The organism is Mesorhizobium sp. B3-1-7, assembly GCF_006439385.1.
Lineage (GTDB): Bacteria > Pseudomonadota > Alphaproteobacteria > Rhizobiales > Rhizobiaceae > Mesorhizobium.
Map to the genome: position 1 here is coordinate 14145 of NZ_VFTL01000013.1, position 26097 is coordinate 40241.

The 26097-nt window shown below is 63.8% G+C and carries 27 protein-coding genes; 16 read left to right on the top strand and 11 right to left on the bottom strand.

Annotated features, from left to right (window positions below; all coding sequences use genetic code 11):
- Positions 1 to 91: 91 nt before the first annotated feature.
- The 5 genes from FJ417_RS12715 to FJ417_RS12735 all read left to right on the top strand — a co-directional run bounded on the left by FJ417_RS12715 (position 92) and on the right by FJ417_RS12735 (position 3676).
- Complete coding sequence (locus tag FJ417_RS12715; protein WP_140783689.1) at positions 92 to 1015, top strand: peptidylprolyl isomerase; 924 nt, start codon at positions 92 to 94, stop codon at positions 1013 to 1015.
- 36 nt (positions 1016 to 1051) lie between these two features.
- Positions 1052 to 2083 carry a 4-hydroxythreonine-4-phosphate dehydrogenase PdxA gene (pdxA, locus tag FJ417_RS12720; RefSeq protein ID WP_140783690.1) on the top strand — a complete coding sequence of 344 codons (1032 nt, stop codon included), beginning with the start codon at positions 1052 to 1054 and terminating at the stop codon, positions 2081 to 2083.
- Between the two features lie 7 nt (positions 2084 to 2090).
- Positions 2091 to 2936 carry a 16S rRNA (adenine(1518)-N(6)/adenine(1519)-N(6))-dimethyltransferase RsmA gene (gene rsmA, locus FJ417_RS12725; RefSeq protein WP_140783691.1) on the top strand — a complete coding sequence of 282 codons (846 nt, stop codon included), beginning with the start codon at positions 2091 to 2093 and terminating at the stop codon, positions 2934 to 2936.
- Between the two features lie 141 nt (positions 2937 to 3077).
- Positions 3078 to 3386, top strand: a complete 309-nt coding sequence (locus tag FJ417_RS12730; protein WP_140783779.1) for a type II toxin-antitoxin system RelB/DinJ family antitoxin — start codon at positions 3078 to 3080, stop codon at positions 3384 to 3386.
- Positions 3383 to 3676 (top strand): type II toxin-antitoxin system RelE/ParE family toxin, encoded by a 294-nt coding sequence (locus FJ417_RS12735; RefSeq protein WP_140783692.1) that lies wholly within the window; start codon positions 3383 to 3385, stop codon positions 3674 to 3676. Before FJ417_RS12730 ends, FJ417_RS12735 begins: the two co-directional genes overlap by 4 nt.
- 28 nt (positions 3677 to 3704) lie before the next feature.
- Here FJ417_RS12735 and gmk read toward each other — a convergent pair whose 3' ends face one another.
- The 8 genes from gmk to fabD all read right to left on the bottom strand — a co-directional run bounded on the left by gmk (position 3705) and on the right by fabD (position 10605).
- A complete protein-coding gene (gene gmk / locus FJ417_RS12740) occupies positions 3705 to 4379 on the bottom strand; it encodes a guanylate kinase (RefSeq protein WP_140651807.1) in 675 nt (224 codons plus the stop codon).
- A gap of 4 nt (positions 4380 to 4383) precedes the next feature.
- Positions 4384 to 5274 carry a YicC/YloC family endoribonuclease gene (locus FJ417_RS12745; protein ID WP_140651805.1) on the bottom strand — a complete coding sequence of 297 codons (891 nt, stop codon included), beginning with the start codon at positions 5272 to 5274 and terminating at the stop codon, positions 4384 to 4386.
- Between the two features lie 247 nt (positions 5275 to 5521).
- Positions 5522 to 6796 (bottom strand): endolytic transglycosylase MltG, encoded by a 1275-nt coding sequence (gene mltG / locus FJ417_RS12750; protein ID WP_140783693.1) that lies wholly within the window; start codon positions 6794 to 6796, stop codon positions 5522 to 5524.
- A 168-nt stretch (positions 6797 to 6964) separates the two neighbouring features.
- The gene (fabF, locus tag FJ417_RS12755; protein WP_140783694.1) at positions 6965 to 8227 is read right to left on the bottom strand and encodes a beta-ketoacyl-ACP synthase II; all 1263 of its coding nucleotides are present in this window, start codon (positions 8225 to 8227) and stop codon (positions 6965 to 6967) included.
- Positions 8228 to 8261: 34 nt separating this feature from the next.
- Positions 8262 to 8498, bottom strand: a complete 237-nt coding sequence (locus FJ417_RS12760) for an acyl carrier protein (protein WP_006203723.1) — start codon at positions 8496 to 8498, stop codon at positions 8262 to 8264.
- 198 nt (positions 8499 to 8696) lie between these two features.
- On the bottom strand, positions 8697 to 9434 hold the full coding sequence (fabG, locus tag FJ417_RS12765) for a 3-oxoacyl-[acyl-carrier-protein] reductase (protein WP_140783695.1): 738 nt from the start codon (positions 9432 to 9434) through the stop codon (positions 8697 to 8699).
- 10 nt (positions 9435 to 9444) lie between these two features.
- Positions 9445 to 9633, bottom strand: coding sequence for a hypothetical protein (locus tag FJ417_RS12770; RefSeq protein ID WP_140783696.1), 189 nt, complete (start codon positions 9631 to 9633; stop codon positions 9445 to 9447).
- A gap of 30 nt (positions 9634 to 9663) precedes the next feature.
- Positions 9664 to 10605, bottom strand: coding sequence for an ACP S-malonyltransferase (fabD, locus tag FJ417_RS12775; protein WP_140783697.1), 942 nt, complete (start codon positions 10603 to 10605; stop codon positions 9664 to 9666).
- Positions 10606 to 10882: 277 nt separating this feature from the next.
- Between fabD and FJ417_RS12780 the strand changes: the two genes are divergently transcribed.
- Entirely contained in the window at positions 10883 to 12811 is a 1929-nt protein-coding gene (locus FJ417_RS12780; RefSeq protein ID WP_140783698.1) for an LTA synthase family protein, read from the top strand.
- A gap of 101 nt (positions 12812 to 12912) precedes the next feature.
- On the opposite strand, the gene FJ417_RS12785 is transcribed toward FJ417_RS12780, so the two are convergent.
- Together FJ417_RS12785 and FJ417_RS12790 are read right to left on the bottom strand one after the other, a co-directional pair.
- Entirely contained in the window at positions 12913 to 14085 is a 1173-nt protein-coding gene (locus tag FJ417_RS12785) for an NAD(P)/FAD-dependent oxidoreductase (RefSeq protein ID WP_140783699.1), read from the bottom strand.
- Positions 14082 to 14786, bottom strand: coding sequence for a class I SAM-dependent methyltransferase (locus tag FJ417_RS12790; protein ID WP_140703163.1), 705 nt, complete (start codon positions 14784 to 14786; stop codon positions 14082 to 14084). Before FJ417_RS12790 ends, FJ417_RS12785 begins: the two co-directional genes overlap by 4 nt.
- A gap of 344 nt (positions 14787 to 15130) precedes the next feature.
- Here FJ417_RS12790 and FJ417_RS12795 point away from each other — a divergent pair, with 344 nt between their 5' ends.
- The 5 genes from FJ417_RS12795 to FJ417_RS12815 are packed head-to-tail and all read left to right on the top strand — an operon-like array spanning position 15131 to position 19824.
- Entirely contained in the window at positions 15131 to 16147 is a 1017-nt protein-coding gene (locus tag FJ417_RS12795; protein WP_226891925.1) for a type III polyketide synthase, read from the top strand.
- Positions 16147 to 17355 (top strand): sulfotransferase, encoded by a 1209-nt coding sequence (locus FJ417_RS12800; protein WP_140783700.1) that lies wholly within the window; start codon positions 16147 to 16149, stop codon positions 17353 to 17355. The genes FJ417_RS12795 and FJ417_RS12800 overlap by 1 nt, the downstream gene beginning before the upstream one ends.
- Before the next feature lie 38 nt (positions 17356 to 17393).
- Positions 17394 to 17969 (top strand): ABC transporter substrate-binding protein, encoded by a 576-nt coding sequence (locus FJ417_RS12805; protein WP_181175231.1) that lies wholly within the window; start codon positions 17394 to 17396, stop codon positions 17967 to 17969.
- A gap of 16 nt (positions 17970 to 17985) precedes the next feature.
- Positions 17986 to 18699, top strand: a complete 714-nt coding sequence (locus FJ417_RS12810; protein ID WP_140703156.1) for an ABC transporter ATP-binding protein — start codon at positions 17986 to 17988, stop codon at positions 18697 to 18699.
- 3 nt (positions 18700 to 18702) lie between these two features.
- Positions 18703 to 19824 (top strand): ABC transporter permease, encoded by a 1122-nt coding sequence (locus tag FJ417_RS12815; protein WP_140783701.1) that lies wholly within the window; start codon positions 18703 to 18705, stop codon positions 19822 to 19824.
- A 153-nt stretch (positions 19825 to 19977) separates the two neighbouring features.
- Here the strand turns inward: FJ417_RS12815 and FJ417_RS12820 are convergent, their stop codons facing one another.
- Positions 19978 to 21606 (bottom strand): pilus assembly protein, encoded by a 1629-nt coding sequence (locus FJ417_RS12820; protein WP_140783702.1) that lies wholly within the window; start codon positions 21604 to 21606, stop codon positions 19978 to 19980.
- A 1028-nt stretch (positions 21607 to 22634) separates the two neighbouring features.
- On the opposite strand from FJ417_RS12820, the gene rpsF reads away from it, so the two are divergent.
- The 5 genes from rpsF to FJ417_RS12845 all read left to right on the top strand — a co-directional run bounded on the left by rpsF (position 22635) and on the right by FJ417_RS12845 (position 26096).
- A complete protein-coding gene (gene rpsF / locus FJ417_RS12825) occupies positions 22635 to 23132 on the top strand; it encodes a 30S ribosomal protein S6 (protein ID WP_140644474.1) in 498 nt (165 codons plus the stop codon).
- Complete coding sequence (rpsR, locus tag FJ417_RS12830; RefSeq protein ID WP_006203718.1) at positions 23132 to 23380, top strand: 30S ribosomal protein S18; 249 nt, start codon at positions 23132 to 23134, stop codon at positions 23378 to 23380. Before rpsF ends, rpsR begins: the two co-directional genes overlap by 1 nt.
- A gap of 210 nt (positions 23381 to 23590) precedes the next feature.
- Positions 23591 to 24175 (top strand): 50S ribosomal protein L9, encoded by a 585-nt coding sequence (gene rplI / locus FJ417_RS12835; RefSeq protein ID WP_140651782.1) that lies wholly within the window; start codon positions 23591 to 23593, stop codon positions 24173 to 24175.
- Positions 24176 to 24418: 243 nt separating this feature from the next.
- On the top strand, positions 24419 to 25705 hold the full coding sequence (locus tag FJ417_RS12840) for a cyclopropane-fatty-acyl-phospholipid synthase family protein (protein WP_140651780.1): 1287 nt from the start codon (positions 24419 to 24421) through the stop codon (positions 25703 to 25705).
- 67 nt (positions 25706 to 25772) lie between these two features.
- Entirely contained in the window at positions 25773 to 26096 is a 324-nt protein-coding gene (locus FJ417_RS12845; RefSeq protein ID WP_140783703.1) for a YnfA family protein, read from the top strand.
- Position 26097 lies beyond the last annotated feature (1 nt).

The following is a 26097-nucleotide window of genomic DNA, read 5'->3' on the forward strand; positions in this document are numbered from 1 at the left end:
CCGCATAAGACGGGCAATGGGGTCGACCGCATCGCGCAGGCGTTCGGAGGACGCGCGGCGCCGTCATGGTGGGGAAGATTGGGAAGGTAAGATGAGGAAATACCTGTTTTCAGCGGGATTCGCGCTTCTGGTGGCAGCGGCCTCGGTTTCGGTCACGGCTGTCGTGCAGCCTGCTTTCGCCGCTGAGATCAAGTATGTCGTCAACAACATAGCGATCACCACCGGCGACATCGCGCACCGCGCAGCCTTCTTCAAGCTGCAGCACAAGAAGGGCGATGCCGCGCAGGAGATGATCGACCAGACGCTGCGGCTGGCCGAGGCCAAGCGGCTCGGCATCCGCATCAGTGACCAGCAGGTCGACGCCGCCTACCAGCGCTTCGCTTCGGGCAACAAGATGCCGCTGGCGAAACTCGACGCGATCATGGCGCAATCGGGCGTCACCAAGGAACACTTCAAGGAATTCATCCGTGCCCAGATGGCCTGGAACCAGGCGCTCAGCGCGCGCTACCGCTCCGGCGAAGGCGGCTCGGTGACCGAGCAGGATGCCGTGCGGCGCATGCTGGACAAGGGCGGCGCCAAGCCGACCGCGACGGAATACATGCTGCAGCAGGTGATCTTCGTGGTGCCCGCGTCAGAGCGCGCCGCCACGCTCGCCAAACGCAAGCGCGAGGCCGACGCCATGCGCGCCCGCTTCAGCGGCTGCAACACCACGCGCGACTTCGCCAAGGGCCTGCTCGACGTCACCGTGCGTGATCTCGGCCGCTTTCTGGCGCCACAATTGCCGTCCGACTGGGCCGAGCAGATCAAGGCGACCAAGGTCGGCGCCGCGACGCCGACCCGCGAGACCGAGCGCGGCGTCGAATTCATCGGCGTCTGCTCCTCGCGCGATGTTTCCGACGACAAGGCCGCGCAGATGGTGTTCCAGGCAGAAGGCAGCAACGACAAGGACGCCGACGAACTCAGCAAGAAATATGTCGCCGAGCTGCGCCAGAAGGCCAAGATCGTCGAACGCTAGAGCGACAGGCGTGCGATACCGCAGCTGGCCCACCGCATGAGCGCGCAGAAGACCGATGCGCCGCTGGCGCTCAGCGTCGGCGATCCCTCGGGCATCGGGCCCGAAATCGCCATCGCCGCCTGGCAGGCCGGCGACAGCGCCGGCGTGCCGCCCTTCTACCTGCTTGCTGACCCCGCTTTGATCGAAGCCCGCGCCCGCCTGGTCGGCGCAAATGTTGCGATTGCCGAGACGCTGCCAGGACAGGCAGCGCATCATTTTTCCCGCGCGCTGCCCGTCGTGCCGCTCTATGCGCGCCATGTCGACAGCCCGGGAGAGCCGGACCCGGCCAATGCCGCAGGCACGATCGAAGCCATCGACCGCGCCGTCGCGGACTGCCTCGCCGGCCGCGCTGCGGCGATAGTCACCTGCCCGATCGCCAAGAAGCCGCTCTATGATGCCGGATTTGGCTTTCCGGGCCACACAGAGTTTCTGGCGCATCTGGCCTCGCGCCAGACCGGCAGGGACGTGACGCCGGTGATGATGCTAGCCGGACCGGACCTGCGCACCGTTCCGGTGACCATCCACATCGCCTTGGCCGACGTGCCGAAAATGCTCACGACGGAGCTGATCGTCGCAACCGCGCGCATCACCGCCGCCAATCTCAAGAGCCGCTTCGGCATCGCGCGGCCAAAGCTTGCGATCGCCGGGCTCAACCCGCATGCCGGCGAGGGCGGCGCCATGGGGCTGGAGGATGCAGCGATCGTCGCTCCCGCCGTCGAGATGTTGCAGGCGGAAGGCATCGACGCGATCGGACCGCTGCCGGCCGACACGATGTTTCATCCGCGCGCGCGCGCCGGCTATGACGCGGCGCTTTGCATGTATCACGACCAGGCGCTGATCCCGGCCAAGACTTTAGCCTTCGACGAGGCGGTCAACGTTACGCTCGGCCTGCCCTTCATCCGCACTTCGCCCGACCACGGCACCGCTTTCGACATCGCCGGCAAGGGCATCGCGCGCGCCGACAGCCTGATCGCCGCGTTGAGGCTGGCGCGCCGGCTGGCCGACAGCGGACGGCAGGCCGCCGGGTGAGGATGCATTGAGCGGACGCACCACAATCGACGGGTTGCCGCCGCTGCGCGAGGTGATCGAGCGGCATGGCCTGCAGGCCAAGAAGGCGCTCGGGCAGAATTTTCTGCTCGACCTCAACCTGACAGGCAGGATCGCGCGCGCCGCCGGAGATCTCGGCGAGACGACAGTGATCGAGGTCGGTCCGGGCCCGGGCGGACTGACGCGGGCACTGCTCTTTAACGGCGCGCGGCGCGTGATCGCCATCGAGCGCGACGAGCGCTGCCTCGAAGCGCTGGCCGAGGTTTCCAGCCATTATCCCGGCCGGCTCGAGGTCATTCCCGGCGATGCGCTGAAGACGGATTTTGCCGCCCTCGCCGGCGCGGCGAACGGCGCGCCTGTGAAGATCGTCGCCAACCTTCCCTACAATATCGGCACGGAGCTTCTGATCCGCTGGCTGACGGTGGCCGACTGGCCGCCCTTCTACCAATCGATGACGCTGATGTTCCAGCGCGAGGTGGCGGAGCGCATCACCGCGGCTCCTGGCAGTGACGCCTATGGCCGGCTCGGCGTGCTTGCCGGCTGGCGCACCGAGGCGAGGATCGCCTTCGACGTGCCGCCGCAGGCGTTCACGCCGCCGCCGAAGGTCACCTCATCGGTGGTGCATCTGGTGCCTCGCCCATCTCCCCTGCCCGTGGACGCCAGAAAGTTGGGCCGCGTCACCGAGGCCGCCTTCGGCCAGCGCCGCAAGATGCTCAGGCAAAGCGTGAAGAGCCTGGGTGGTGAGGCGCTGCTGACCCGCGCCGGCATCGACCCGACGCGTCGGGCGGAAACGCTGAGCGTCGAGGAGTTCGTCAGGTTGACGAACGCGGTGTAGTTCTCTTCGCCCCGTTTACGAGGAGAAGATGCCGGCAGGCAGATGAGGGGCGGCGCGAACCTGCAGTATGGCGCTCCTAAGGGGAAAGTTGCGCTGGCAACCGTCATTCAAACGCATTACATTCATGGCAAGGAGATGGCCATGCCAACGAACGCACTTGTCCAGACGCGTATCGACGCCGATATCCGGGATCGGGCTTCCGCGGTGCTCGAAAGCATGGGACTCACGGTTTCGGATGCGGTGCGGATACTTCTTACCCGAACCGCCAACGAGGGCGCGTTGCCCATCGATCTGCTCGCAAACAGTGAGGCTTACGATGTGTGGTTTCGCGCCAAGGTGCGCGAGGCTCTGGACGACACCCGAGCCGACATTCCTGACGAGCAAGTCGAGGCGCATTTTGCCGAAAGACGCGTTGCAGCACGTCGCAAGGTCAACGAGCCTAGATCTTGAAGATAGTATGGTCGGCATTCGCACTTTCGGATCGCGATGGGATATTCACGCATATCGAGGCTGACAACCCTGCCGCCGCGGTCGCGATCGATGAGCGGATTGTCGCCGCGATAGGCCGTCTCCGTGACTTTCCCGAGAGCGGCCGTACCGGCAGGCTTTCAGGAACACGAGAGCTTGTCATCGTCGGCACGCCATATGTCGCGGCCTATCAGATAGCTGAGAGCAGGATTCGAATCCTGCGTGTGCTTCATGGAGCACAGCGCTGGCCGGACGATCTTGCAGACAGCTGACGCTATTTATCCGGCTTGTCCGGCCAGCCTATGTCGTCTTCTCGTCCAGCAACCCCGAAATGAAATCGAACAGGCCAGGGCGCCTGTCGCGCCGAAGCCGCTCCGCCGTCACGATGGCGCGGACCTCGGCGAAGGCGCGGTCGAGATCGTCGTTGACGATGACGAAGTCGTATTCCTTCCAATGCTCGATCTCGAGGCGGGCGTTCTTCAGCCTGGTCTCGATGACGGATTCCTGGTCCTCGGCGCGACGCTTCAGGCGCGCCTTCAATTCCTTCATCGACGGCGGCAGGATGAAGATCGAAACGATATCGGCGCGCATCTTCTCCTTGAGCTGCTGGGCGCCCTGCCAGTCGATGTCGAAGAGCATGTCGCGGCCTTCGGCCAGCGCGATTTCCGCGGGCTCACGCGGCGTCGCATAGCAATTGCCGTGCACCTCGGCCCATTCGAGCAACGCGTCGGAGTCGCGCAACCGCTCGAACTCGCGCATGGTGCGGAAATGGTAGTGGACGCCCTCGATTTCCGAGCCGCGGCGCGGCCTTGTCGTGACGGAGACCGAAAGCTCGAGACTTCCATCGCTTTCCAGAAGATTGCGCGCGATCGTCGACTTGCCGGCGCCTGACGGCGACGACAGCACCAGCATCAATCCACGACGGCGGATGCGGGACCCCAGATCCCTGGCGGCCGTCGGTTCCTTGGCAACCATCCCGTCACTCCAGATTCTGGACCTGCTCGCGAAACTGGTCGACCACCGCTTTGAGCTCCAGCCCGATCGCGGTGACCGCGGCGGCGTTGGACTTCGAGCACAACGTATTCGATTCGCGGTTGAATTCCTGCGCGAGAAAATCGAGCTTGCGGCCAACGGCGCCACCGCTTTTGAGCAGCGCCCGCGCCGAAGCGACATGTGTCTTCAGCCGGTCGATCTCCTCGCGGATATCGGCCTTGGTGGCGAGGAAGGCCGCTTCCTGGTGCAGCCGGACGGCATCGAGATTGGCCGAGGCATCCATCAACAGACGCATCTGCTCGGCGATGCGCGCGCGGATCGCCGCGGGTTCGCGCGAGGGGTCGGCCTCCGCCTTCAGCGTCAGCGTCTCGATGGTGTCGACATGGCCGGAAAGAAGCGCGCCAAGTGCCGCGCCCTCACCGAGGCGCGCCTGTTCAAGGCCGGCGAGCACCGCCTCGAGCGCCGACAGGATCGTGGCATCGAGGGTAGCCCGCTCCTCCTCGGTCTCCACGGCCTCGGGGATGTCGAGCACCCCGCGCAGGGAAAGCAGGCCATCCGCGGTGGCGGGCTCGGTGCCGAACTGATCCTGCAAACGCTTGGCCAACCCCGCCAGATCCTTGAGGAACGCCTCGTTGACCACCGGCTGGACTTGCCTGGCGGCGGCGCGGCCGACGGTCAACGTCGCCTGGAAGTTGCCGCGCGCAAAGCCCTTCTGAATCGTCTGCCGGACCGCCGTCTCCAGCCGGTCGAAACCCTGCGGCAACCTCAGCCTCACCTCGGCGCTCTTGCCGTTCACCGATTTCACCTCCCAGGCGATCGAGGTGCCATCACTTTCGGCGGCGGACCGCGCAAAACCGGTCATGCTTTGCAGGCTCATTGCCCTGTCGTCCCCCTGTCACAGCCAAGGCATGCTTGGCCCAGCGCTGCGCGCGCCAAACATCGCCGGACGAAAGGCCGGCGCCCCCTCAAAACATGAATACGGCCTCGCGTCAAAGGACGCGTACTTCCGTTTGATGCATGTCGTTTTCCCAAAACCGCTAGGCACTTTTGAGCGACATGCAGTGCGTTTGATGCAAGTCGTTTTCCCAAAACCGCTGCGCACTTTTGGGCGACATGCATTGCGCCTATTGCGCGTCGCCGCCGCCGGCGTCGCCGTTCTCGCCGCTGCCGCCATTGGCACCGGCATCGCCGCTGTCGCCGTTGCCATCGGGAGCGGCCGGCGCCGTCGTCTGGCCGGAAGCCTTGGCGGCGGCGTCCGCCTGCTTCTTCTGCAGCGCCCGGTAGCGGGCAACGTTCTGGTTATGCTCTTCCAGCGTCGCCGCAAAGACATGGCCGCCATTGCCGTCGGCGACGAAATAGAGGTCGTCGGTCTTCGACGGATTGGCGACCGCTTCGAGCGCCGCGCGACCCGGATTGGCGATCGGCGTCGGCGGCAGGCCCTTGATCATGTAGGTGTTGTAGGGCGTTTGCTTGTCGAGGTCCGACTGGTAGATCGGCCGGTCCGCCGGCTTTCCCTTGCCGCCGAAGAGGCCGTAGATGATGGTCGGGTCGGACTGCAGCCGCATGCCCTTGGCCAGGCGGTTGAGGAACACCGCGGCGACGCGCGAGCGCTCGTCGCTCCTGCCCGTCTCCTTTTCGACGATCGAGGCGAGCGTGACGAAGTCGTCGATGTTGGCGATCGGCAGGTCGGGCGCGCGGTGCGACCAGACGTCGTCGACCAGCTTCTTCTGGTCGGCGATCAGCTTATCGACCATCTGCTGCCTTGTGGCGCCGCGGGTAAAGCGCAGCGTGTCGGTGGCGATGCTGCCCTCCGGCGGCAAGGCCGGCGGCATATCGCCGGTCAGCGCCTCCTGATCGGCGACGCGCTGCAGCGCCTGCTCGACCGTCAGCCCTTCGGGAATGGTGAGCGAGTACATGACCGACTTGCCGCTCTTGAAGAGCTCCATGATGTCGCGCATCGAGGCGCGCGGCTTGATGGCGTACTCGCCAGCCTTCAGCGCCGATTCATTGCCCGTGGCGCGCACGCCCAGCCGGAAGACGCGGGCATCGCTGATCAGATTGCGGCGTTCCAACTGGTCGGCGATCTCCTGCACGCCGGTGCTCGGCTTGATCAGGAAGGTGTCGCCATTGGCGGATGGGCCGGGCTCGACGAAAGCCTGCATGCCGAAATAGAGCGCGACACCCGAGGCGAGCACGACCAGGATGACCATGGAGAGGAAGAAATTGAGGAAGACGACGACCTGGCTGCGCGAGGCGCGCGAGCGCTTCGACGGCGGCGGCGTGCCGGCTTCCGGGCGCAACGCCTCAGCCGCGGTCTTCGGCCTGATCGGCCCCTTTGTGCCTTGCCGTCCGAATTCCCCGTCGCCGCCCGGATTTGTGCTGCCCGGATTTGTGCTCATGGCGCGCCCTACCGTCTGATCTTGCAACGAATCCCCCGGCAAAAAGCTAGGGGAGAATTTGGCAAAAATGACGGCAGGTGGCGGAACTGCCGGCTGGTTGTCTGTCTCTGAGCAATCCCGGGTAGAAAACCGCTGCGCACTTTTCCTGGAATTGCTCCGGCTGGCCCTTCAGCCATTGTAACGCTGGAACACGAGCGAGGCGTTGGTGCCGCCGAAGCCGAAGGAATTCGACAGCGCGACGTCGATCTGGCGCTGGCGTGGCTTGTTCGGCACAAGATCGATCGCCGTCTCGCGTTCCGGATTGTCGAGATTGATGGTCGCCGGCGCGATGTTGTCGCGGATGGCCAGGATCGAGAAGATCGCTTCCGCGGCACCTGCGGCGCCCAGCAGATGGCCGATCGACGACTTGGTCGACGACATCGAGATCTTCGAGGCGGCATTGCCGACCAGGCGCTCGACCGCGCCGAGCTCGATCGTGTCGGCCATGGTCGAGGTGCCGTGCGCGTTGATGTAGTCGATGTCGGCCGGCGAGAGCTTCGCCCGGTTAAGCGCCGCCGTCATGCAGCGGAAGGCGCCATCGCCGTCTTCGGCCGGCGCGGTGATGTGATGGGCGTCGCCGGTCAGGCCATAGCCGGTGACTTCCGCATAGATCTTGGCGCCGCGCGCCTTGGCATGCTCCAGCTCTTCCAGGACGACAACGCCGGCGCCCTCGCCCATGACGAAGCCGTCGCGGTCGCGATCATAGGGACGCGAAGCTGTTTCGGGGCTGTCATTGCGCTCGGTGGAGAGCGCCCGGCAGGCGGCGAAGCCGGCAATCGACAGCCGGGTGATCGGCGCCTCGGCACCGCCGGCCAGCATCACATCGGCATCGCCCCACATGATCAGCCGGGCGGCGTCGCCAATGGCGTGCGCGCCGGTCGAGCAGGCGGTGACGACCGCATGGTTCGGGCCTTTCAGGCCGTGGCGGATGGAGACCTGGCCCGAGACTAGATTGATGATCTGTCCAGGGATGAAGAAGGGGCTGATGCGGCGCGGGCCGCGTTCCTTCAGGATCATCGCGTTTTCGGCGATGCCGTCGATGCCGCCGATGCCGGAGCCGATCAGCACGCCGGTGGCGCACTGGTCCTCATGCGTCTGGGGCTTCCAGCCGGAATCGGCCAGCGCCTCGTCGGCGGCGGCGATGCCATAGAGGATGAACTCGCCGATCTTGCGCAGTTCCTTCGGCTCGAGCACGGCCTCCGGATTGAAGGTGCCGTTCGAGCCGTCGCCGCGCGGGATGACGTGGGCGATCTTGCAGGCAAGATCGTCCACCTCGAATTCGGTGACGCGGCGGCAAGCGCTGCGGCCGGAGAGCAATTCCCGCCAGCTGTGCTCGACGCCCATGCCAAACGGCGAAAGCAGGCCAAGGCCCGTGACGACGACACGCCTCATCGCAGGTCCTCCCCGATAATGCCTGCGAAAGAACTCAGGCCGAGGCCTTGTCGATATACTTCACGGCATCGCCGACGGTCAGGATGGTCTCGGCCGCATCGTCCGGAATCTCGACGCCGAACTCTTCTTCGAACGCCATGACGAGTTCGACCGTGTCGAGGCTGTCCGCGCCCAGGTCGTCGATGAAGCTCGCCTGCTCCGTCACCTTGTCGGCGTCGACGCCGAGATGCTCGATGACGATCTTCTTGACGCGCTCTGCGGTGTCACTCATTTGGGGCAATCCTCGTCTTAAGTTGTCTATCTTCGTTAGCGGGCGGAATGCCGCTAATCAAGCTGAAAGATGGTCTTGCGAGCAACGCACGCAACAGGACCGGTTTTTGCCCGAACCGCCGGGTTGCGGGCCGCATTACACGAAAAATGGCGGGCGTCCAAGCCGAAATGGCTGTTTTCACAGGCGCCCGCCCATGCCTCAGATCATCGCCATGCCGCCGTTGACGTGAATGGTCTGGCCGGTCACGTAGGCCGCCTCGTTGGAGGCGAGATAGGCGACGGCCGACGCCACTTCAACGCTGGTGCCCATGCGTCTTGTCGGGATCGCGGCCATGATCGTCTCTTTCTGCTTGTCGTTGAGCTTGTCGGTCATGGCCGATTCGATGAAGCCCGGGGCGACGCAGTTGACGGTGATGTTGCGGGTGGCGATTTCCTGCGCAAGCGACTTGGAAAAGCCGATCATGCCGGCCTTGGATGCGCAGTAATTGGTCTGTCCGGGATTGCCGGTGACGCCGACCACCGAAGTGATGTTGATGATGCGGCCATGGCGGCGGCGCATCATGGGATGGGTGAGTTCGCGGGTGAGCCGGAACACGGCGGTGAGGTTGACCTCGATCACAGAATCCCAGTCGGCGTCCGACATGCGCACGAACAGGCCGTCCTTGGTGATGCCGGCATTGTTGACCAGGATATCGACGCCCTCGAGGTCGGCTTCAGCCTTCTGTCCGAGCGCCTTGACCGCGTCGCGGTTGGTCAGGTCCGCCGGAAACAGTTTTACACGATCGCCGAGCTCGCCGGCCAACGCCTCGAGCTTTTCAACGCGCGTGCCGTGCAGGCCGACGATAGCGCCCTGGCTGTGCAGCACCCTGGCGATCGCTTCGCCGATGCCTCCCGATGCGCCGGTGACGAGCGCCTTGCGGCCGGTCAGTTCGAACATTTTCTCAACCTCATTTTTCCGAATGCGCCGCGGGCGATCCCGGTTCCGTATACGTCAAATTATCCAGGCCATGCCAGAAATCTTCGGTCGTCAGGACATCCTCGTCACCGCGCCGAATGCGTTCCACAACCTCAGCTGCAATGCGATAGTCCTCCTCCATGTGCTCGGTTTTGCTTCGACCAATCTTCGAAGGAGACATTCGACACCCCCGGTAACGTTCGAGCGATCCTTAGCCAAGCGCCGCCAGTGCCGCCTCGACTTCCGCCGCCGTGCCGATGGCGCCGGTGGCGATGTCGCGGTTGATGCGGCGCGCCAGGCCCGACAGCACCTTGCCGGCGCCGACCTCGTAAAGCGTCGCGACGCCGTTGGCGCCGAACCATTCCACCGTCTCGCGCCAGCGCACGCGGCCGGTCACCTGCGCGACCAGGCGGCGAGCGATCTCATCCGGGTCGCTGGTCCGCGTCACCGTCACGTTGGAGACGACCGGAACCACCGGCGCCTGCTTCGCCACACCCGCCAGCACCTCGCGCATGATATCTGCCGCCGGCGCCATCAGCGCCGAGTGGAAAGGCGCGGACACCTGCAGCATCAGCGCCCGCTTGGCGCCCTTTTCGGTGCACAGCTTCGCCGCCAGTTCGACCGCCGCCCTGGCGCCCGAAATCACCAGTTGGCCGCCGCCATTGTCGTTGGCGACCTGGCAGACGGAGCCCTTGGCCGCTTCCGCGCAAGCCGCTTCGACATCGACCTGCTCCAGCCCGATGATGGCGGCCATGGCGCCCTCCCCGGCCGGCACCGCAGCCTGCATGGCGTTACCGCGGGTGCGCAAAAGCTTGGCGGCGTCGCCGACCGAAACGAAGCCGGCCGCCGCAAGCGCGGAATATTCGCCCAGCGAATGACCGGCCACATAGGCCACCTTGTCCTTCAGCGAGAAGCCCCGCGCTTCAAGCGCCCGCATCGCCGCCAGCGACACCGCCATCAGCGCCGGCTGGGCGTTGGCGGTCAGCGTCAGCGTCTCTTCCGGTCCTTCCCAGATGAGTTTCGACAGGTTTTCGCCGAGCGCGGCGTCCACTTCCTCGAAGACGCGGCGCGCTTCGAGGAATTGATCGGCGAGGTCCCTGCCCATGCCGACGGCCTGGCTGCCCTGTCCCGGAAAGGTGAATGCGACGGCCATTTTGGGTCTCTCCAGAGGCTGGTTTTTCCCTGCCTCTGGCGCAAGGCGCACAGCCAAGTCAAGCCCGCCGGCGCCTCTTCAGCCAGCATTTCAGCCGGAAAACCCAGCTGACTCCCTGTTCCGAAAGGCTTTTTGGCGATCACACCTGATGAAAACCGCTCACGTTTAGTTTGCTGGCTCTTCTTATTTCCGCCACAGGCGCTAGCTTTGCGTGACATTTCGATGACAGAAGCGTGACGGGCGTGGAAGGCGTGTCGCGTTGGCCGGGGGAAGTAGAGTGGCAAGGATCAGAAAAGGCGCGGCCAAGCCCGTGCCGCAGTTTTTGGAAGACGATCCGTCCACCGGCTACCTGCCGGGACGGGCCTGGCCGACTGTACGCTACGGCCTGACGACGCTTCTCGTCTCCGCCCTGCTCGTATTCGCGATCGAGTTGATCGTGCGCGGCGATTTCTTCGGCACGGTCGATTTCTTCCTGCAGCCGTTCAAGCCGGGCTGGACCACCATCATCGTCTTCGCCCTGGTGCTGGTCGGGCTGGACGCCATACTCGGGCGCAGTCACCAGAGCCTGATGATCGTGGCGCCGCTGACGCTGGCGCTGGCTTTTGTCGGCCACCAGAAATCGCATTATCTCGGCGATCCGCTCTATCCGACGGATTTCCTGTTCGCCCGCCAGATCGTGGCGCTGATGCCGCTTCTGGTGCGCGAGCGGCCGTGGACGGCCGTCATGCTGGCGGTCGGCATCGTCGGCGGGCTGACGCTGCTTGTCTACGGCTGGCGGACCTGGCGCAGGCGGGTGCCGATCCTCAGCCGCAAAGGCCGCCTGGCGCGGCTGGCGCTTGCCGTGCCGCTGCTCGCCTTCTTCGTCTCGATCATGGACTATGCCACCTTCTCGTGGACGCGCGACCGGCTGCAGATCATCCCGATCATGTGGGACCAGAAGGAAAACTACGCCTCCAACGGTTTTGCGCTGGCTTTCGCGATGAATGTGCCGATGGCGCATGTCTCGGCGCCGCCCGGCTACACCGAAAAGGCGATGGCCGCGATCCAGCGCCCCGACGTCGCCGCTTCGGTGCCGGACGAGAAGCCGGATATCGTGGTGGTGATGAGCGAATCCTTCTGGGATCCGACGCAGTTGCCCGGCGTCACCATCAAGCCCGACCCGATCCCGACAGTGCGCGCCTTGCGCTCCGGCTCGATGTTCTCGCCTGAGTTCGGCGGCATGACCGCCAATATCGAGTTCGAGGCGCTGACCGGCTTTTCCAACGCCTTCCTGCCGGCCGGCTCGATCCCCTATCAGCAATATGTGCGCACCCCGACCCCGTCGCTGGCCACCTTCCTGAAGAGCGAAGGTTACTATGCGCGTGCCATCCATCCTGGCACCAACTGGTTCTGGAACCGCGGCGCGGTCTATGCCGATTTCGGCTTCAAGGACTTCAAGTCTGAAGAGACGCTGCCGTCGATGGAAAAGCGCGGCCCGCTTGCCTCCGACGCGGCAATGACCGACGAGATCATCCGCGAGGCCGATGCCAGCGACGACCCGGTGTTCTTTTTTGCGGTCAGCCTGCAGAACCATGGGCCTTACGAGCCTTACCGCTACAGCAACCCGACGCATTCGGTCGATGCGCCGATCAGCTCCTGGGCGCGGGAATCGCTGCTCTCCTATGCCGAAGGCTCGGCCGACGCCGACCATGGCCTTAAGCGCCTGATCGACTGGGCGAAGGCGCGCCAGCGGCCGACGATCATCGCCTTCTTCGGCGACCATCTGCCGCCGCTGGGACCGGTCTATGTCGAGACGGGCTATCTCAAGGACAATGTCGCGCCGCGCAGGGAACCTAACGCCGGCGCCGCGATCGAGCATCACGACACGCCGCTGGTCATCTGGTCGAACCGCTCCGGTCCGGTGCAGAACCTGGGCTCGGTAAGCCCGGCCTTCCTGCCCTACCATATCCTGACCACCGCGGGCATCACCCACCCCTATTACACCGGTTTCCTCGGCGCGCTGCGCGAACACTACCGGGTGGTCGACCGCAACCTGCTCCTGTCGCCCTCGGGCGAAGCCACCCCGGACTGGGCGAGGCAGAAGCAGATCGACCCGAAGATCAACGATTTCCGGCTCATCCAATACGACATGATGTTCGGCAAGCGCCGCTCGGCGCCCGACTTCTTCCCCGAGACGGTGGACAAGCTGGTCGCGCATACGAGCTGAGGCGAAGGCGGTCAAAGCTGATCACAGCCATCCCGGCCATTGGCGGGAAGCGATGCTCCAATTCCGGAGCCTCGGAAGGTTTCGCCGCCGCAATCTGGACGTCAAAAGCCTGGAACGGGCTGGGTCTTTCCACTCAGTCGCGCGCCAATCGTCAAAGCCGCCGGAAAACTCTTGATCACGGCGCGCATGGCCGTCGCGCCACCTGGCCCAAGCGCTATCCGGGCAATCAAGGCCGCGGCACGCAGACGCGTCGAGAATTGCCGCCGCCATTCGCGTTCGTAGCGATGACCGGCGGCGTCGCGGTCCTCGTGACCTTTGCCCGATGCGATCAGCTCTCGCGCAAGCAGCCAGCCCGATTGCAGCGCCATCGAAATCCCCTCGGCGATGACGGGATGCGACTCACCTGCGATGTTGCCGACGCGGAAGATGCCCTGATCGTAGCCGGCCCGGATACCGGGATGAATCGGTCCCGCAGCCAGCCAGGGGCCATCCAATTCGGCACCGGCCAGCACAGTTGCTACGCCTCGGCATGAGGCCAGGACATGGCGCGATACCGCATCCGCCGCCGCAATATTTCCAAAGCGCTGGCGAAGCCCGGATAGAACATCGCGGCGGATGCAGCAGGAGATTGAAACCCGGCCATGGTCCGCCGTCACCATCCCACCATATCCGCCTGGGAATACGAGCAGCGGCATCAGGTCGGGCGCCAGCGCGGCGCCGGTAAAATGCGCCTTGAACCCGAAAAGGTCGGAAGGTTGGCTCGTTCTTTCAAGCTGGCTCGGGAGTTTCCCGCTTTCCCAGGATCCGTGCGCGGCAATGATGACAGCTGCGCTGAGGACCTTCTGTTGCTGGCCCGACTCCACAGTCACAAATTGCAAGTCATCGCGCCGACGAACCGCGACCGCCTTGCAAGGTTGGAGAATTTCGACGCCCGCACGTTCGGCGGCCTGCAGCAGGATGGTGTCCAGACGATCGCGGCCGAGCGCGCGGCCAAGACCCGTCCTGGCGGTCGGCATTCGGGCCTGCGCAGAGACATCGCCCGAAAAGAACCCGACCCGACGTATTTCGGGGCCGGCTTCCGCGCGCCAGCTCTCGCCAACGCCCAACTGATCGAGCAAGGCAAGGCTGGTGCCTGACATAAACTCGCCGCAGACCTTTCGGCGAGGAAATACCACCTTCTCCACCATTGCCACCGACCAACCCCGTTGGGCGAGCGCAATGGCGGTGGAGCTGCCGGCAGGGCCGGCGCCGATGACAATTGCGTCATGCATCATTTCGTGTCGTGCATGCTGCCACCGACAAAACCTTGCGTGAACAGGCCTCTGCGGCCCTCCATCACAGGCGTTCCACCTGACAGTTGCCACAATTGTGAAAGTTCCGTGCCGCGAAAACCGGCGCGGACACTTTGCGCCGCATCGTTCAGCGTTACTGCGCAAGCGCCGATCAATCGCAGGAACCGTGTCGCCACAAGTGGCACCTTGGCTCTCAATGGCTCCGTCGCGACGAGTATTGGGGCCATCGTCATGATCCGAGAAAATAGCTCCAGCAGGCGCATGTCATCGAAGTGATGGAGGACAAGGTTGGCGCAAACAAGGTCGAAGGGCCTGTCCTGTGTCCAATCGAACAGATCTGCAGTTACGGGTTGCGCCCGCCAACCCAATTCAGCGAAAGAGTTGCGCAAGTCCTCGCCTATCAGGCCGATCCTGTCGACCATGACGATCTCGACGTCGGGCCAATAGCGCGCCATCAGCCGCGCCACCGTCAGCATGAACTTTCCATCGCCGGCGCCTATTTCGAGGATGCGCAGCGGTGGCTTTTGCACGTTCGCTCGCATCAGCGATGCCATGATCCTGGCCTGGAACATCAATGCATTGATGCGAACGAGGTCGCGACGGGATGCAATCGCACGGGGATCATCGGCGGGAAGGCCGTCAAGGAGTTCTGGCTCTAGATGCCGGATGTTTATGTCGGTCATGCGCTGGATCGGAAATCTAGGGCCTCGGCGGGGCAATCCGGCAATAGAATTCGGTCGTACCTTCATGGCCGCGCGCACTGTTCATCGCGGAACTCGCATGTGAACTCAACCCGGATGGCGAAGCGAAGGTCGGTCCCTTCATGCAAGATCGGAGGCTGATATCACAGTTTGCTAATGAGAAATATCGGCGCCGCGCAATAAAATGCCCTATGCAGGCGTTTACCTTATGAACGCTTCCCCAATACGCAGACCTCTTATGAGACCCGATTGGGCTCATTCTCGGAGCTATCTTGTCCCCTCAAGCGTATCTGAATGGCATTGCCACGTGTGTCCCCGAACACGACGTGCATCAATTCTTCCTCGGCTATGGAGCCTCGCTGCTTGAAAACGATGCGCAAGGCCTTGCGCTCTTCGAGCGGATGGTCGCTTTGGCCGGGATCGAACATCGCTATTCCTGCTTTGCGCCTGCCGACGATCCGCACGGCGGGGCAATAGACCGCGACGGCACCTCGGTCAAAGGCTCGTTCGCCAGCACCGCAATCCGTATGCGGATGTACGAAGCCGCCGCGCCGGAACTCGCGCAAAAGGCCGTCGACAAACTTCTGGCCAACGACGACCGCTCGCTGATCACGCATTTGATCGTGACAAGTTGCACTGGCTTTTCGGCGCCTGGCATCGACCTGGAGCTGGTGCAGCGATGCGGCCTGTCGACGTCGGTCGAGCGTACCATCGTCGGCTTCATGGGATGCCATGCCGCCATCAATGCCTTGAAGCTTTCACGCCACATCGTGCGCTCGGATCCGAGCGCACGCGTGCTGGTCGTCAACATCGAATTGTGCACGCTGCATTTCAAGGAAGCCACGAAGCTCGAGAAGCTGATCTCGTTCTGCCTATGGGGCGACGGTTGCGCGGCCTCGCTGGTGACGGCCGAACCGCATGGCATCCTGCTCGAAAGCTTCCACGCCATCGTGGCGGCGGAGCGCAAGGAGCTGATGAGCTGGCACATCCGCGACGACGGGTTCGACATGGTGCTGTCCGGCCAGGTTCCCGGCGCCGTCCGGGAGACGCTGCGCAACGAGCATCCGGCCATCCTCGGCGGCAGGCCCGCCAAGGAGATCGATTTGTGGGCGGTGCATCCTGGCGGCCGCTCGGTGCTCGACGCAGTCGAGCGGGCACTCAAACTGGAGCCGACCGCGCTAGCAGCATCGCGCGAAGTGCTCCGGCGATACGGCAACATGTCGTCAGCAACCGTGATGTTCGTGATGGCCGAAATGCTGAAGGAGCCGTCGGGCTTGCTCGGCTGCGGCATGGCGTTCGGGCCCGGATTGACGACAGAGACCATGATGTTCCGGACTGCCTGATGAAGTCGAACACTATCCGGCACCGCGTCCGTGCTTCCGCAGCCCGCTGGCTGGTGCCCTACTTGCCGTATCCGCACTTCATGTGCGTAGCGCCGCTTGACGCCGTATTGCGGGTCTTGTGGCGCGCGGAAGGCCAGTTCCCTCCCGCTTACTGGCCCCGCCTGGTGCTCCTGCTTCTGCTTTCCGGCATCAACACGATCGCCTCCCTGCCGGAGCGCCTGATCCTTGCAGCATGGCTGCGGCTGCGGCCTCCCCGGATGGAGCGGGACAACGCGCCCGTGTTCGTCCTTGGTTACTTCCGATCCGGGACGACGTTTTTGCAGAACCTGCTGGCAGCAGACCCAAGTTTGAGATCGCCGAGCTGGCCGCAGGTCCTGGCGCCTCAGACATTCGTCCTTGGCTGGGCTCTCCTGCGCACTCTTTTCGTGCCCTTGCTGCCGTTGACGCGCCTCGACGCGGTCGTGCCGGTGGGCGCCAGGCTGCCGGCGGAGGACGACTTCGCATTGAACAATCTGGGTGGGATGTCGATCCTGGCTGGACGCGCCGTGCTTCCCCGCCGGCAAGCCTTCTTCAATCGATATCACGATCTCGACGCGCTTTCGGCGGACGAGCTGAGCCGCTGGCGCTCACATCAATTCGCATTCGTCCAAAAGCTCACTCTCGTCGCAGGCGGGCGGCGACTTCTGCTCAAGTCGCCGAGCCATACGGCCCGCGTCCGCACCCTGCTGGAACTGTTCCCGGGCGCCAAGTTTGTCCACATCTCCCGTTCGCCGGAAGCGGTATTCCGGTCCAACATCTTTCTGGTGCGAGAATTGCAACGGGCATTCGCCCTTCAGTCGCCGCTGCCCGAGGACGAGCAGGAGGAGATCATCACGCGCGATTATCTCGCGACGGAGATGCACTATCTGGCAGATAGAGCCCGGATTCCAGCCGCCGACTTCGCAGAGGTGCGGCTACAGGATCTCATTGCCGACCCGATGGGCGAGATGAAGCGGATCTACCGCGAACTGGACCTGCCATTTTCCCGCGGCTGCGAGGAGCGCATGCTGCAAGTCGCCGCGACGTTTGGCAAACAGCTGCGCAACCGCCATCCCGACCTGACGGAAGGGCAGAAAGCGCGCGTAGCCCGCCTCGAACCGCTCGCTTCCAGCTTCGGGGATGCGCGCTCAATATTGACAGTCAACCGCGCATTGGGTGACATGGGATGATGACAGCAGGCCTATGGTCGCAGACAAGCTGGGCAGCTTTGGCGCGGCTGCTGGTTGTCCCTTTGTTGCTCGCCATCTGCGCCCCACCGCTTTCGGCATCTGCCGATGAGCAGAGCGATGCTGCCAAGCTGGTTGAGACCGTGCGCCAGGCGGCGATTGTGCTTGGGCACGGTGGACCCGCCAAGGCGCAGTTGCGTTCGATCTCCGCTGCCTTCGACGGAAAGGGGATCGCCCAAGCCGTGCTCGGGGCGCATTGGCGCAGCGCCAGTGCGGACGACCGCGCCGCCGTGGTCGATGCGCTGCTTTATGCCATCGCCCACAGGCTGGCCGACAAGCTCGAGCGGACGCAGGACAAGAGTTTCACCGTGCTCGGCACAAAGGCCCTGGCCAACGGCGACATCCTCGTGCGTAGCGAATTCCGCCGGCCGCTCCACGGCCCGACCTCCGTGGACTGGCGTGTGCGCCACTGCCGCGGACAATTGTGCATCGGCGATGTCTTTGTCGACGGCGGCTCGGTGACTGTGCAGCAGCGGGATCGCATTGGCCAGTTGCTCGCCGGCAATGGCGGCTCGATCCCCGCGCTTGTCGCCGATCTCAGGAAAGGCCGAGTATGACTCCTCGCCGGTGCTCATGTCCGCCCTCGTCGAATTGAGCAACGTCGGCCGCGACTTCGACGGCGGCCGCATTGTCGCCGTTGAGGATGTGTCGCTGGCCATCGGGACCAACGAGACCGTCGCCATTGTCGGCCGCAGTGGCAGCGGCAAGTCCACAATCCTGAACCTTATCTGCGGGCTCGACCGGCCGACCCGCGGCGAAGTCCGGTTCGAAGGACGGGCCGTCAATGGAAGGGCTGCCTGGGCAGCCGTCCGGGCCAGCAGGATCGGTATCGTTTTCCAGAATTTCTCCCTGCTCCAGTCCTTGTCGGCCCGCGAGAACATCGAGGTGGCGCTGTTGGGAAACCTCGGCGGAGCGCGGCAGCGCAGCGTTCGCGCGCTGGAACTGCTGGCGCATTTCGGTCTTGCCGATCGCGCTACGCTACGGCCGGCCGAGCTTTCCGGCGGCGAACGCCAGCGGCTTGCAATTGCGCGGGCGCTTGGCAACCGTCCGAAGCTTCTCCTTGCGGACGAGCCGACAGGAAGCCTCGACGTGCAGACGGGCCAATCGGTCATGGGCATCATCGGCGATGCGCATCGCGAATTCGGGACCGCAGTGATCGTGGTGACCCATGACGAGGACGTGGCCGCATTGTGCGGCCGGCGCGTCGAGATCTCGGATGGACGCATCCGTTCGGACAGCCGAATGGCGGCGATGTCGGCGCCTGCGCCGGCTTCGCGGATCCGCTAAGCCATGACAGAGCTGACACTTCCCCTGCGCGGTCTTATTGCGCGTCCGCTTCGCACCCTGCTCACGGTGCTCGGCATCGCTTTGGCGGTCGCCGGGTTTGTCGCACTTACCGGCCTGACCGCCGGCGTCCAGCGATCGTTTGCGTCGGGAATCGACGAGAACGGTGCGGACCTGGTGGTAAGCCAGCGCAGCTCGTTCAACCTGGTGAGCAGCACCGTGCCCAGGTCGCTAGGCCCGGCGCTTTCCGCTGTGCCTGAAGTCGAGGCCGTGTCGGGCGTTCTCCTCAACATCACCACCGCCGACGAGGACGCGAATATCGTGATGGCCGGCTGGCCGAGCGGCAGCTTCCTATGGAAAGGCGTACCCCTCGTGGCGGGGCGAATCCCCGCGCCGGGGGACCAGTGGCCGGTGGTCCTTGGCCAATCCATTGCCAGCGCATTGGGCAAGCGGGTCGGCGAAACCGTCGAGCTGCAGTTCCAGCCCTATCAGATCGTCGGCATCGCGTCGTTCTCGTCCATGCTGAACCAGAACAGCGCCATCGTTCCGCTCGAAGGGCTGCAGCAACTCCTGTCGCGGGAGGATGTGTTCACTCTGTTCGAGGTGAGATTGAAGCGCCCGCTCGACAACACCGACATCGCTGTTGCCCGCACCCGGCTTATCGCAGCCGCACCGGGGTTCGAGGTGGGCGACACCGAGCAGTTTGCCAACAGCATTCGCATCTTCGATCTGCTTCAGGCGATTGCCCGGACAATTTCACTGGTTGTCATGATGATGGCCTCTGTCGCCGTTGCCAACACACTTCTGATGGCCGTGAACGAACGGACGTTCGAGATTGGGGTTCTCGCAGCACTGGGCTGGTCACCGGGGCGGATTCTTCGGCTCATTCTCATCGAAGGCGTTTTCATGAGCGCAGCCGGCGGCGTCATCGGCATTATTCTCGGCGCCCTTGCCATGGAATTGGCGGCGAAGACAAAGTTCGCGGCGGGCCTAATCGTCCCTTATTTTTCAGGCTGGTCGATCGCGCAGGCGCTGATCTTCGTCTTCATCGCCGGGCCGCTCGGCGCGCTCTACCCTGCCTGGCGCGCCACGCGCCTTCTCCCCGCTGAAGCGCTCCGCAGGCTCTGACGCGACTTGCCTTGTCGGCCGGGAGGGCGTTCCGGTGCCGATGGCGCCGGCAAAAGCATCGACCTGTCCGGCGGAGGTCTGGCTCTGTTCGCCGGACGGGCGCACAGAAGCGATCGGTATACGACCGTTCCCGTGCCGCGGCGCCCACCCTCGTCAGTTGGTGAGCTGCAGCCTGGAGAACTTGTTGGCGATGGTCTGGAAGACGTTGGGCAGCTTGGCCGGGTCCTCGACGGCGTAATAGTCGCTCGGGTCGGAAGCGCAGGCGCTGTAGAGCGAACGGTTGGCCGCCGTGTCGGCCTGCAGCACCATGGTGTAGATCTGCACACCCTGGTTCTTCAGCTGTGTGCAGACATCCTTGGTCCAGCCGTCGACATTGCGCGCCGCCGCCGTCTGGTTGCTCGAACCGAAACGGCCGCTGGCGAGGTAGCCATAGGAAGTGTAGTCCGATTTTTGCGGCGTGTTCGATGCGCCGTAGACGACGTTCTCGCCATCGGTCAGAAGCATCACCACCTTTGTGACGCCCGCCGTCTTATAGGGGGCGGCGTCGGTGTAGGGTGGCTGCGGCGACAGCACTCGTTGGCCCCAGCTCAAGCCCTCCGACACGTTGGTGCCGGAGCCGTTCCATTCGCTCATCTGGCTCGCTGCCTGGCGAAGCTTGTCGAAGTCGTCGGTCAGCGGAATGATCGGCGTCGGGCAGGCGCGGTTCGGGCCGATGGTGATCGGATTGCCGGCCTCGGTGATTTCCTTGCCGGTCGAGGCGACGTATTTGGCGATCGTCGTCAAATCCGCGTTGAGCAGCGCGTTGAGCACGCCCGTCAGCAGCCCGCTCAGATCTATGCCCAGTATGTTCTGGTTCAGCTTGGTCTTATCGATAGTGTCGTTGAGATAGGAATTGTTGTAGCCGGTCGACGAATTGCCATACGAGGCCGACGGCTTCCTGGCGACGTCCGGGTCGTCCGGCGCGAAATAGGGCACGAACAACGTATCGGGCTTCGACGGGTCCGGCGGCGTATCGGAAATGTTCAAGGCGCCGGGCCGCGCCTCGACGCAGCCCTTCCAGCCCGTATTGTTCCAGCCGCCCGTCTGTCCGAGCTGCTTGAACAGCGCCATGTGGTTCGGCCGCTTGCCGTCGATGACCGGAAAGTTGACGCCGTTGGTGGACGACTTGCCGTCCATATCGATCCAGGACGGATCGAATTCGGGGCCGTTGACGTCGACGGCGGTGACGAAGGGCACCAGCGAGGCCCGCACGGACCGGGTCGGCGACTTGACCGCCTCGAGATAATCGAGCAGCGACTTGGTCGCCGTCCGGAGCGCGGCGATACGCGCGCCGGCCATCGAGCCAGTGTTGTCGAGCACCAGCACCACTTCGAGCTGATTGTTCGATTCGACCGCCGAAGCGTCGACGCTGATATGCTTTTCGGCGCCAAACAGGAACGCGAAGTTGAGATTGACGTCGGCCGAGGCCGTGGCCCTGGTCTTGACGAAGTTGACGCCCCTGTCGACGGTGAGCGTGGCCTTGGCGTTGGAGAGTTCACCGTGGCTGGCGACATTGGCCTGGAAATAGCTGTTGAAGGCATCATTGCGTGTCGTCTCGGCGTCGCCGAGATGCGAAGAGGCGAGGTTCGCGGCGTCCAGCGCGTTCTGCAGATTGCTTTTTGCACGCATCAGGGTGGAGACGTCGGTGGCAAACGCCACCGCGCCCAGCATGGCCGGCACGCCCACCGCCAGCATCAACGAGAAATTGCCGCGCCTTGAGCGCCAAAACTGCCTGAGAAGCATTCCCTACCCCTGGAATTGCTCGATTTTCCGCCGCCTTGCGGCCCGCGTGCCTCTCATGCGCCTTTCATGATAAACGGGTGGTTACAACCCGCTACAACCTTATGGGGGTGGTTAAAGTTCGATTACTGGAAAATCGATAAAATCGGACAACGGCCGGCGTCTTCCGAAACTGCGGCGCCTTCTCCAGCCATGCAGGGAACTCCCGACTGTGGCCAGTGCCTCAGTCTGAAATTGAACCCGTCGCTCGCGGTGCAAAGAAGCACGTCCATCTCATTCGATATCCGCCTACGCGAAATGTCGGGTAGAGATTTTCGCAGATATGGTACTGGTCATCAGGCGCTGCCTGCACGCGGTTCCATGGAATGAACCACTCGCCTGTAGGCGGATCGTTCCGAGAGTAAGGCTCGGGTTGCTTGACGTAATAGCCCTGTCTGGCAGATCTGACATCGCTTGACGCGATAGGACGGCAATCATGATTGTCGCAGCATTTGAGATTAAGAACAGGATCAGTCTTACCCGAATACCAGCTATGGGCGTTGGCGTCGCCCACCAAAGTAAGACATATAAAGGCGATACGCCGTTGCAGCCGCCCCATGGATTTCAGGCCCTCACATTTTGCCTATAGCATATTATGGATTGCTAATATTTATACTGAGGTCGCATCGATAGGCGCATAGGTCCGATCGGCTGCCGTCACTCGGCAACTCGCTTTTGCAGGACCGCGCGTTCCCGGCTTCGGCAACGGCCCCCGCTTAAGGCTGAGGCACTACGTGGCCTTGCCTTCGCTGGAAATTGCTGTATAGACCCGCGCAATCTGCCGGTCCTTGCTGGGGGCTGAACGGAGGGCCGTGGCCTTTTCGAAGGTCGCGACACGAAGCCAGAAGGGCTTCCAGCCTCCCGTGTCTCCGCTCTCGACCGTCTCGTGATGCTCCTTTCTTCCCCGCTCTTTCGCGACCGGGTCAGACAAGTTGCAGAGGCTTAGCCGCGAGGGCCGGTGTGAGAGAAACGAAGAAAGGCACTAAAACATAATGGCTCTTTACGAACATGTGTTTCTTGCCCGGCAGGACCTGTCGCAGCAGCAGGTTGATGCGCTTGTCGAACAGTACAAGGGCGTCATCACGGCGAATGGCGGATCGGTCGGCCGGATCGAGAACTGGGGGCTGAAGTCCCTCACCTACCGGGTCAAGAAGAACCGGAAGGCTTACTACACGCTGATGGACATCACCTGCCCGCCGGCCGCGCTCAACGAAATGGAGCGCCAGATGGGCCTGTCGGAAGACGTCCTTCGCTTCCTCACCATCAAGGTGGAAGCGCATGAGGAAGGCGTCTCGGCGATGATGCAGAAGCGCGAAGAGCGCTCCGAGCGCGGCGGCTTCGGCGACCGCGACCGTGGCGATCGCGGCCCGCGTTCCTTCGGCGACCGCGACCGCGGCGACCGTGGTCCGCGTTCGTTCGGCGACCGCGATGGCGGTGGCGATCGTGGTCCGCGCCGTCCGCGCGAAGGCTTTGAAGGAGCTGCAGAATAATGGTCGACATCAACCAGATCCCGACCCGGCGTCCGTTCCATCGCCGCCGCAAGACCTGCCCGTTCTCCGGCGCCAACGCTCCGAAGATCGACTACAAGGACGTGCGTCTCCTGCAGCGCTACATTTCCGAGCGCGGCAAGATCGTGCCCTCGCGCATCACCGCCGTCAGCCAGAAGAAGCAGCGCGAGCTCGCCAAGGCGATCAAGCGCGCCCGCTTCCTCGGCCTGCTGCCCTACGTGGTTCGCTGATATTTCGAGCGGGCGGTTAGCCGCCCGCTCTTTTCACCGGCGCGACGGGCGTGTCGGATTGAGCATCAAATCCCGAGTTGGGGCCAATTGCCTCTAACTGCCCAGACAGGCAGGACAGCGACAAGAGCGGCTATGCCGCACCAAGCTTCCTGACCTGTTCCAGATCATTGCGCCAGTCTTTCGGCCGGCGCCAACCGAAGGAACGAAACCATGGAAGTCATTCTCCTCGAGCGCATTTCCCGCCTCGGCCAGATGGGCGAGACCGTCAAGGTCAAGGACGGGTTCGCCCGCAATTTCCTGCTGCCGCAGGGCAAGGCGCTGCGCGCCAACGAAGCCAACAAGAAGAAGTTCGAGGGCCAGCGCGCCCAGCTCGAAGCCCGCAACCTGGAGCGTAAGTCGGAAGCCACGCAGGTCGCCGAGAAGCTCGACGGCAAGAGCTTCATCGTCGTGCGCTCGGCCGGCGAGACCGGCCAGCTCTACGGCTCGGTGTCGACGCGCGACATCGCCGATCTGCTGATCGCCGAAGGCTTCACCGTCAACCGCAACCAGATCGAGCTCAACCAGCCGATCAAGACCATCGGCCTCTCCAATGTGGCGATCGCGCTACATCCAGAAGTCGAGGTCACCGTTACGCTCAACGTCGCCCGTTCGGCCGACGAGGCGGAGCGCCAGTCCAAGGGCGAGATGCTGACCACAGCCGAAGCCATCTATGGTGACGACATCAACGACAACGCCCGGCCGGAGAATTTCTTCGACCCGAACGCCGAATTCGAAGGCGGCGAAGAGAACGCCTGATTTTCGGGGTCTGACCAGCACATCCTCCGAAGCGTCGCTTCGGTTCGCAGGCGTCCAGGATTTCTGGACCAACGCCCGGGTCTCCGACCCGGGCTTTTTTGTGCCAAAAGGAACTTTTCGACACCCTATATCTTGTGCACATTACAGCGTGGCGCGTCGATTGGACGCGGGCGACGCGCTGAGGCATTCGATCTGGCATTCCAGTCCGATTACCGGGTGATCCGACTGAGGGGACATTTGGTCATGAATATCCTGTTGAAACACGTTCTCGAACGCCTGGTTCGGGTCGGCGACCTCAAGGTGACCGGCCCAAAGGGCACGACGCACAAATTCGGCGACGGCAGCGGCGAGCCGGTGCATATCCATATCAAGACCATGCATGCCGAGCGCGCCATCACCTTCGATCCGATGCTGGCGGTGCCCGAAGCCTATATGGACGGTGAACTGGATGTTCCCGAGGGCGGCGTTCTCGGGCTGATGCGCATCGCTTTCCAGAACATGGGCTCGAGCGGCATCGACGTGTCGTGGTCGAAGGCGATCGAGGGGCTGCGCCACGCCTTCCGCCGGCTGCAGCAGATCAATACGGCAACACGCTCGCGCCGCAACGTGCAGCGCCATTACGATCTCTCCGGCGAACTCTACAAGCTCTTCCTCGACGAGGACATGCAATATTCCTGCGCCTATTTCGAGCAGCCGGACATGACGCTGGACGAAGCGCAGGCCGCCAAGAAACGCCATATCGCCGCCAAGCTCCGGCTCAAGGCAGGCCAGACCGTGCTCGACATCGGCTCCGGCTGGGGCGGCCTCGGCCTCTATCTCGCCAAAGCTTTCGACGTCGACGTGCAGGGCGTCACGCTGTCCACCGAACAGCATGGTGTCGCCACCGACCGCGCCCACGCGCTGGGTCTCCAGGATCGGGTGCATTTCGAGCTCAAAGACTACCGCGCGCTGAACGAACGCTTCGACCGCATCGTCTCGGTCGGCATGTTCGAGCATGTCGGCGTCAACCACTACCGCACCTTCTTCGACAAGGCCTCAACTCTGCTCAAGCCGGACGGGGTGATGCTGCTGCACACGATCGGCCGTTCCGGTGTGCCGTGGGCGACCAGCGCCTTCGTCCGCAAATACATCTTCCCAGGCGGCTACATCCCGGCGATGTCGGAGGTGATGCCGGCGATCGAGAAATCGGGCCTCGTCGTCACCGACATCGAAATCCTGCGGCTGCACTATGCCGACACGCTCAAGCACTGGGGCGAGCGCTTCGCCGCCAACCGCGACAAGGCCAAGGCGATCTATGACGAACGCTTCTGCCGCATGTGGGAGTTCTATCTCGCCGCCTCCGAAGCTGCCTTCCGCTGGCAGGACCTGGTGATCTTCCAGTTCCAACTCGCCAAGGTGAACGACACGCTGCCGGTGACGCGCGACTACATGGCCAAATGCGAGAAAGCCCTGGAGCTGCGCGATATCGGGCACAAGGAGCCGGCGGCGCCGGCGCCCTCCAAGCCGACCCGCCGCAAGAAGGTGGAGTAGACACGCATTGCCGCTTGCCATTGCGGCCTGACGCCATGAAAAAGGTCTCGTTCGCGAGACCTTTTTCATGACCTATCTCATCTACATCGCAGCCGCGCTTGCCGAAATCGCCGGCTGCTTTTCCTTCTGGGCGTGGTGGCGGCTGGAAAAGTCGGCGCTCTGGCTTCTCCCCGGCCTCGCCTCGCTGGCGCTGTTCGCGTTGCTGCTGTCGCTGGCCGACACGGATGCGGCGGGCCGCGCCTATGCCGCCTATGTCGGCATCTACATCGCCGCCTCGCTCGGCTGGCTGTGGCTGGTCGAGGGCGTGCGCCCCGACCGCTGGGATCTGGCCGGCGCTGCGCTCTGCATCGCCGGAGCCTCGGTCATCCTGCTCGCGCCGCGGGGAGCCTGAG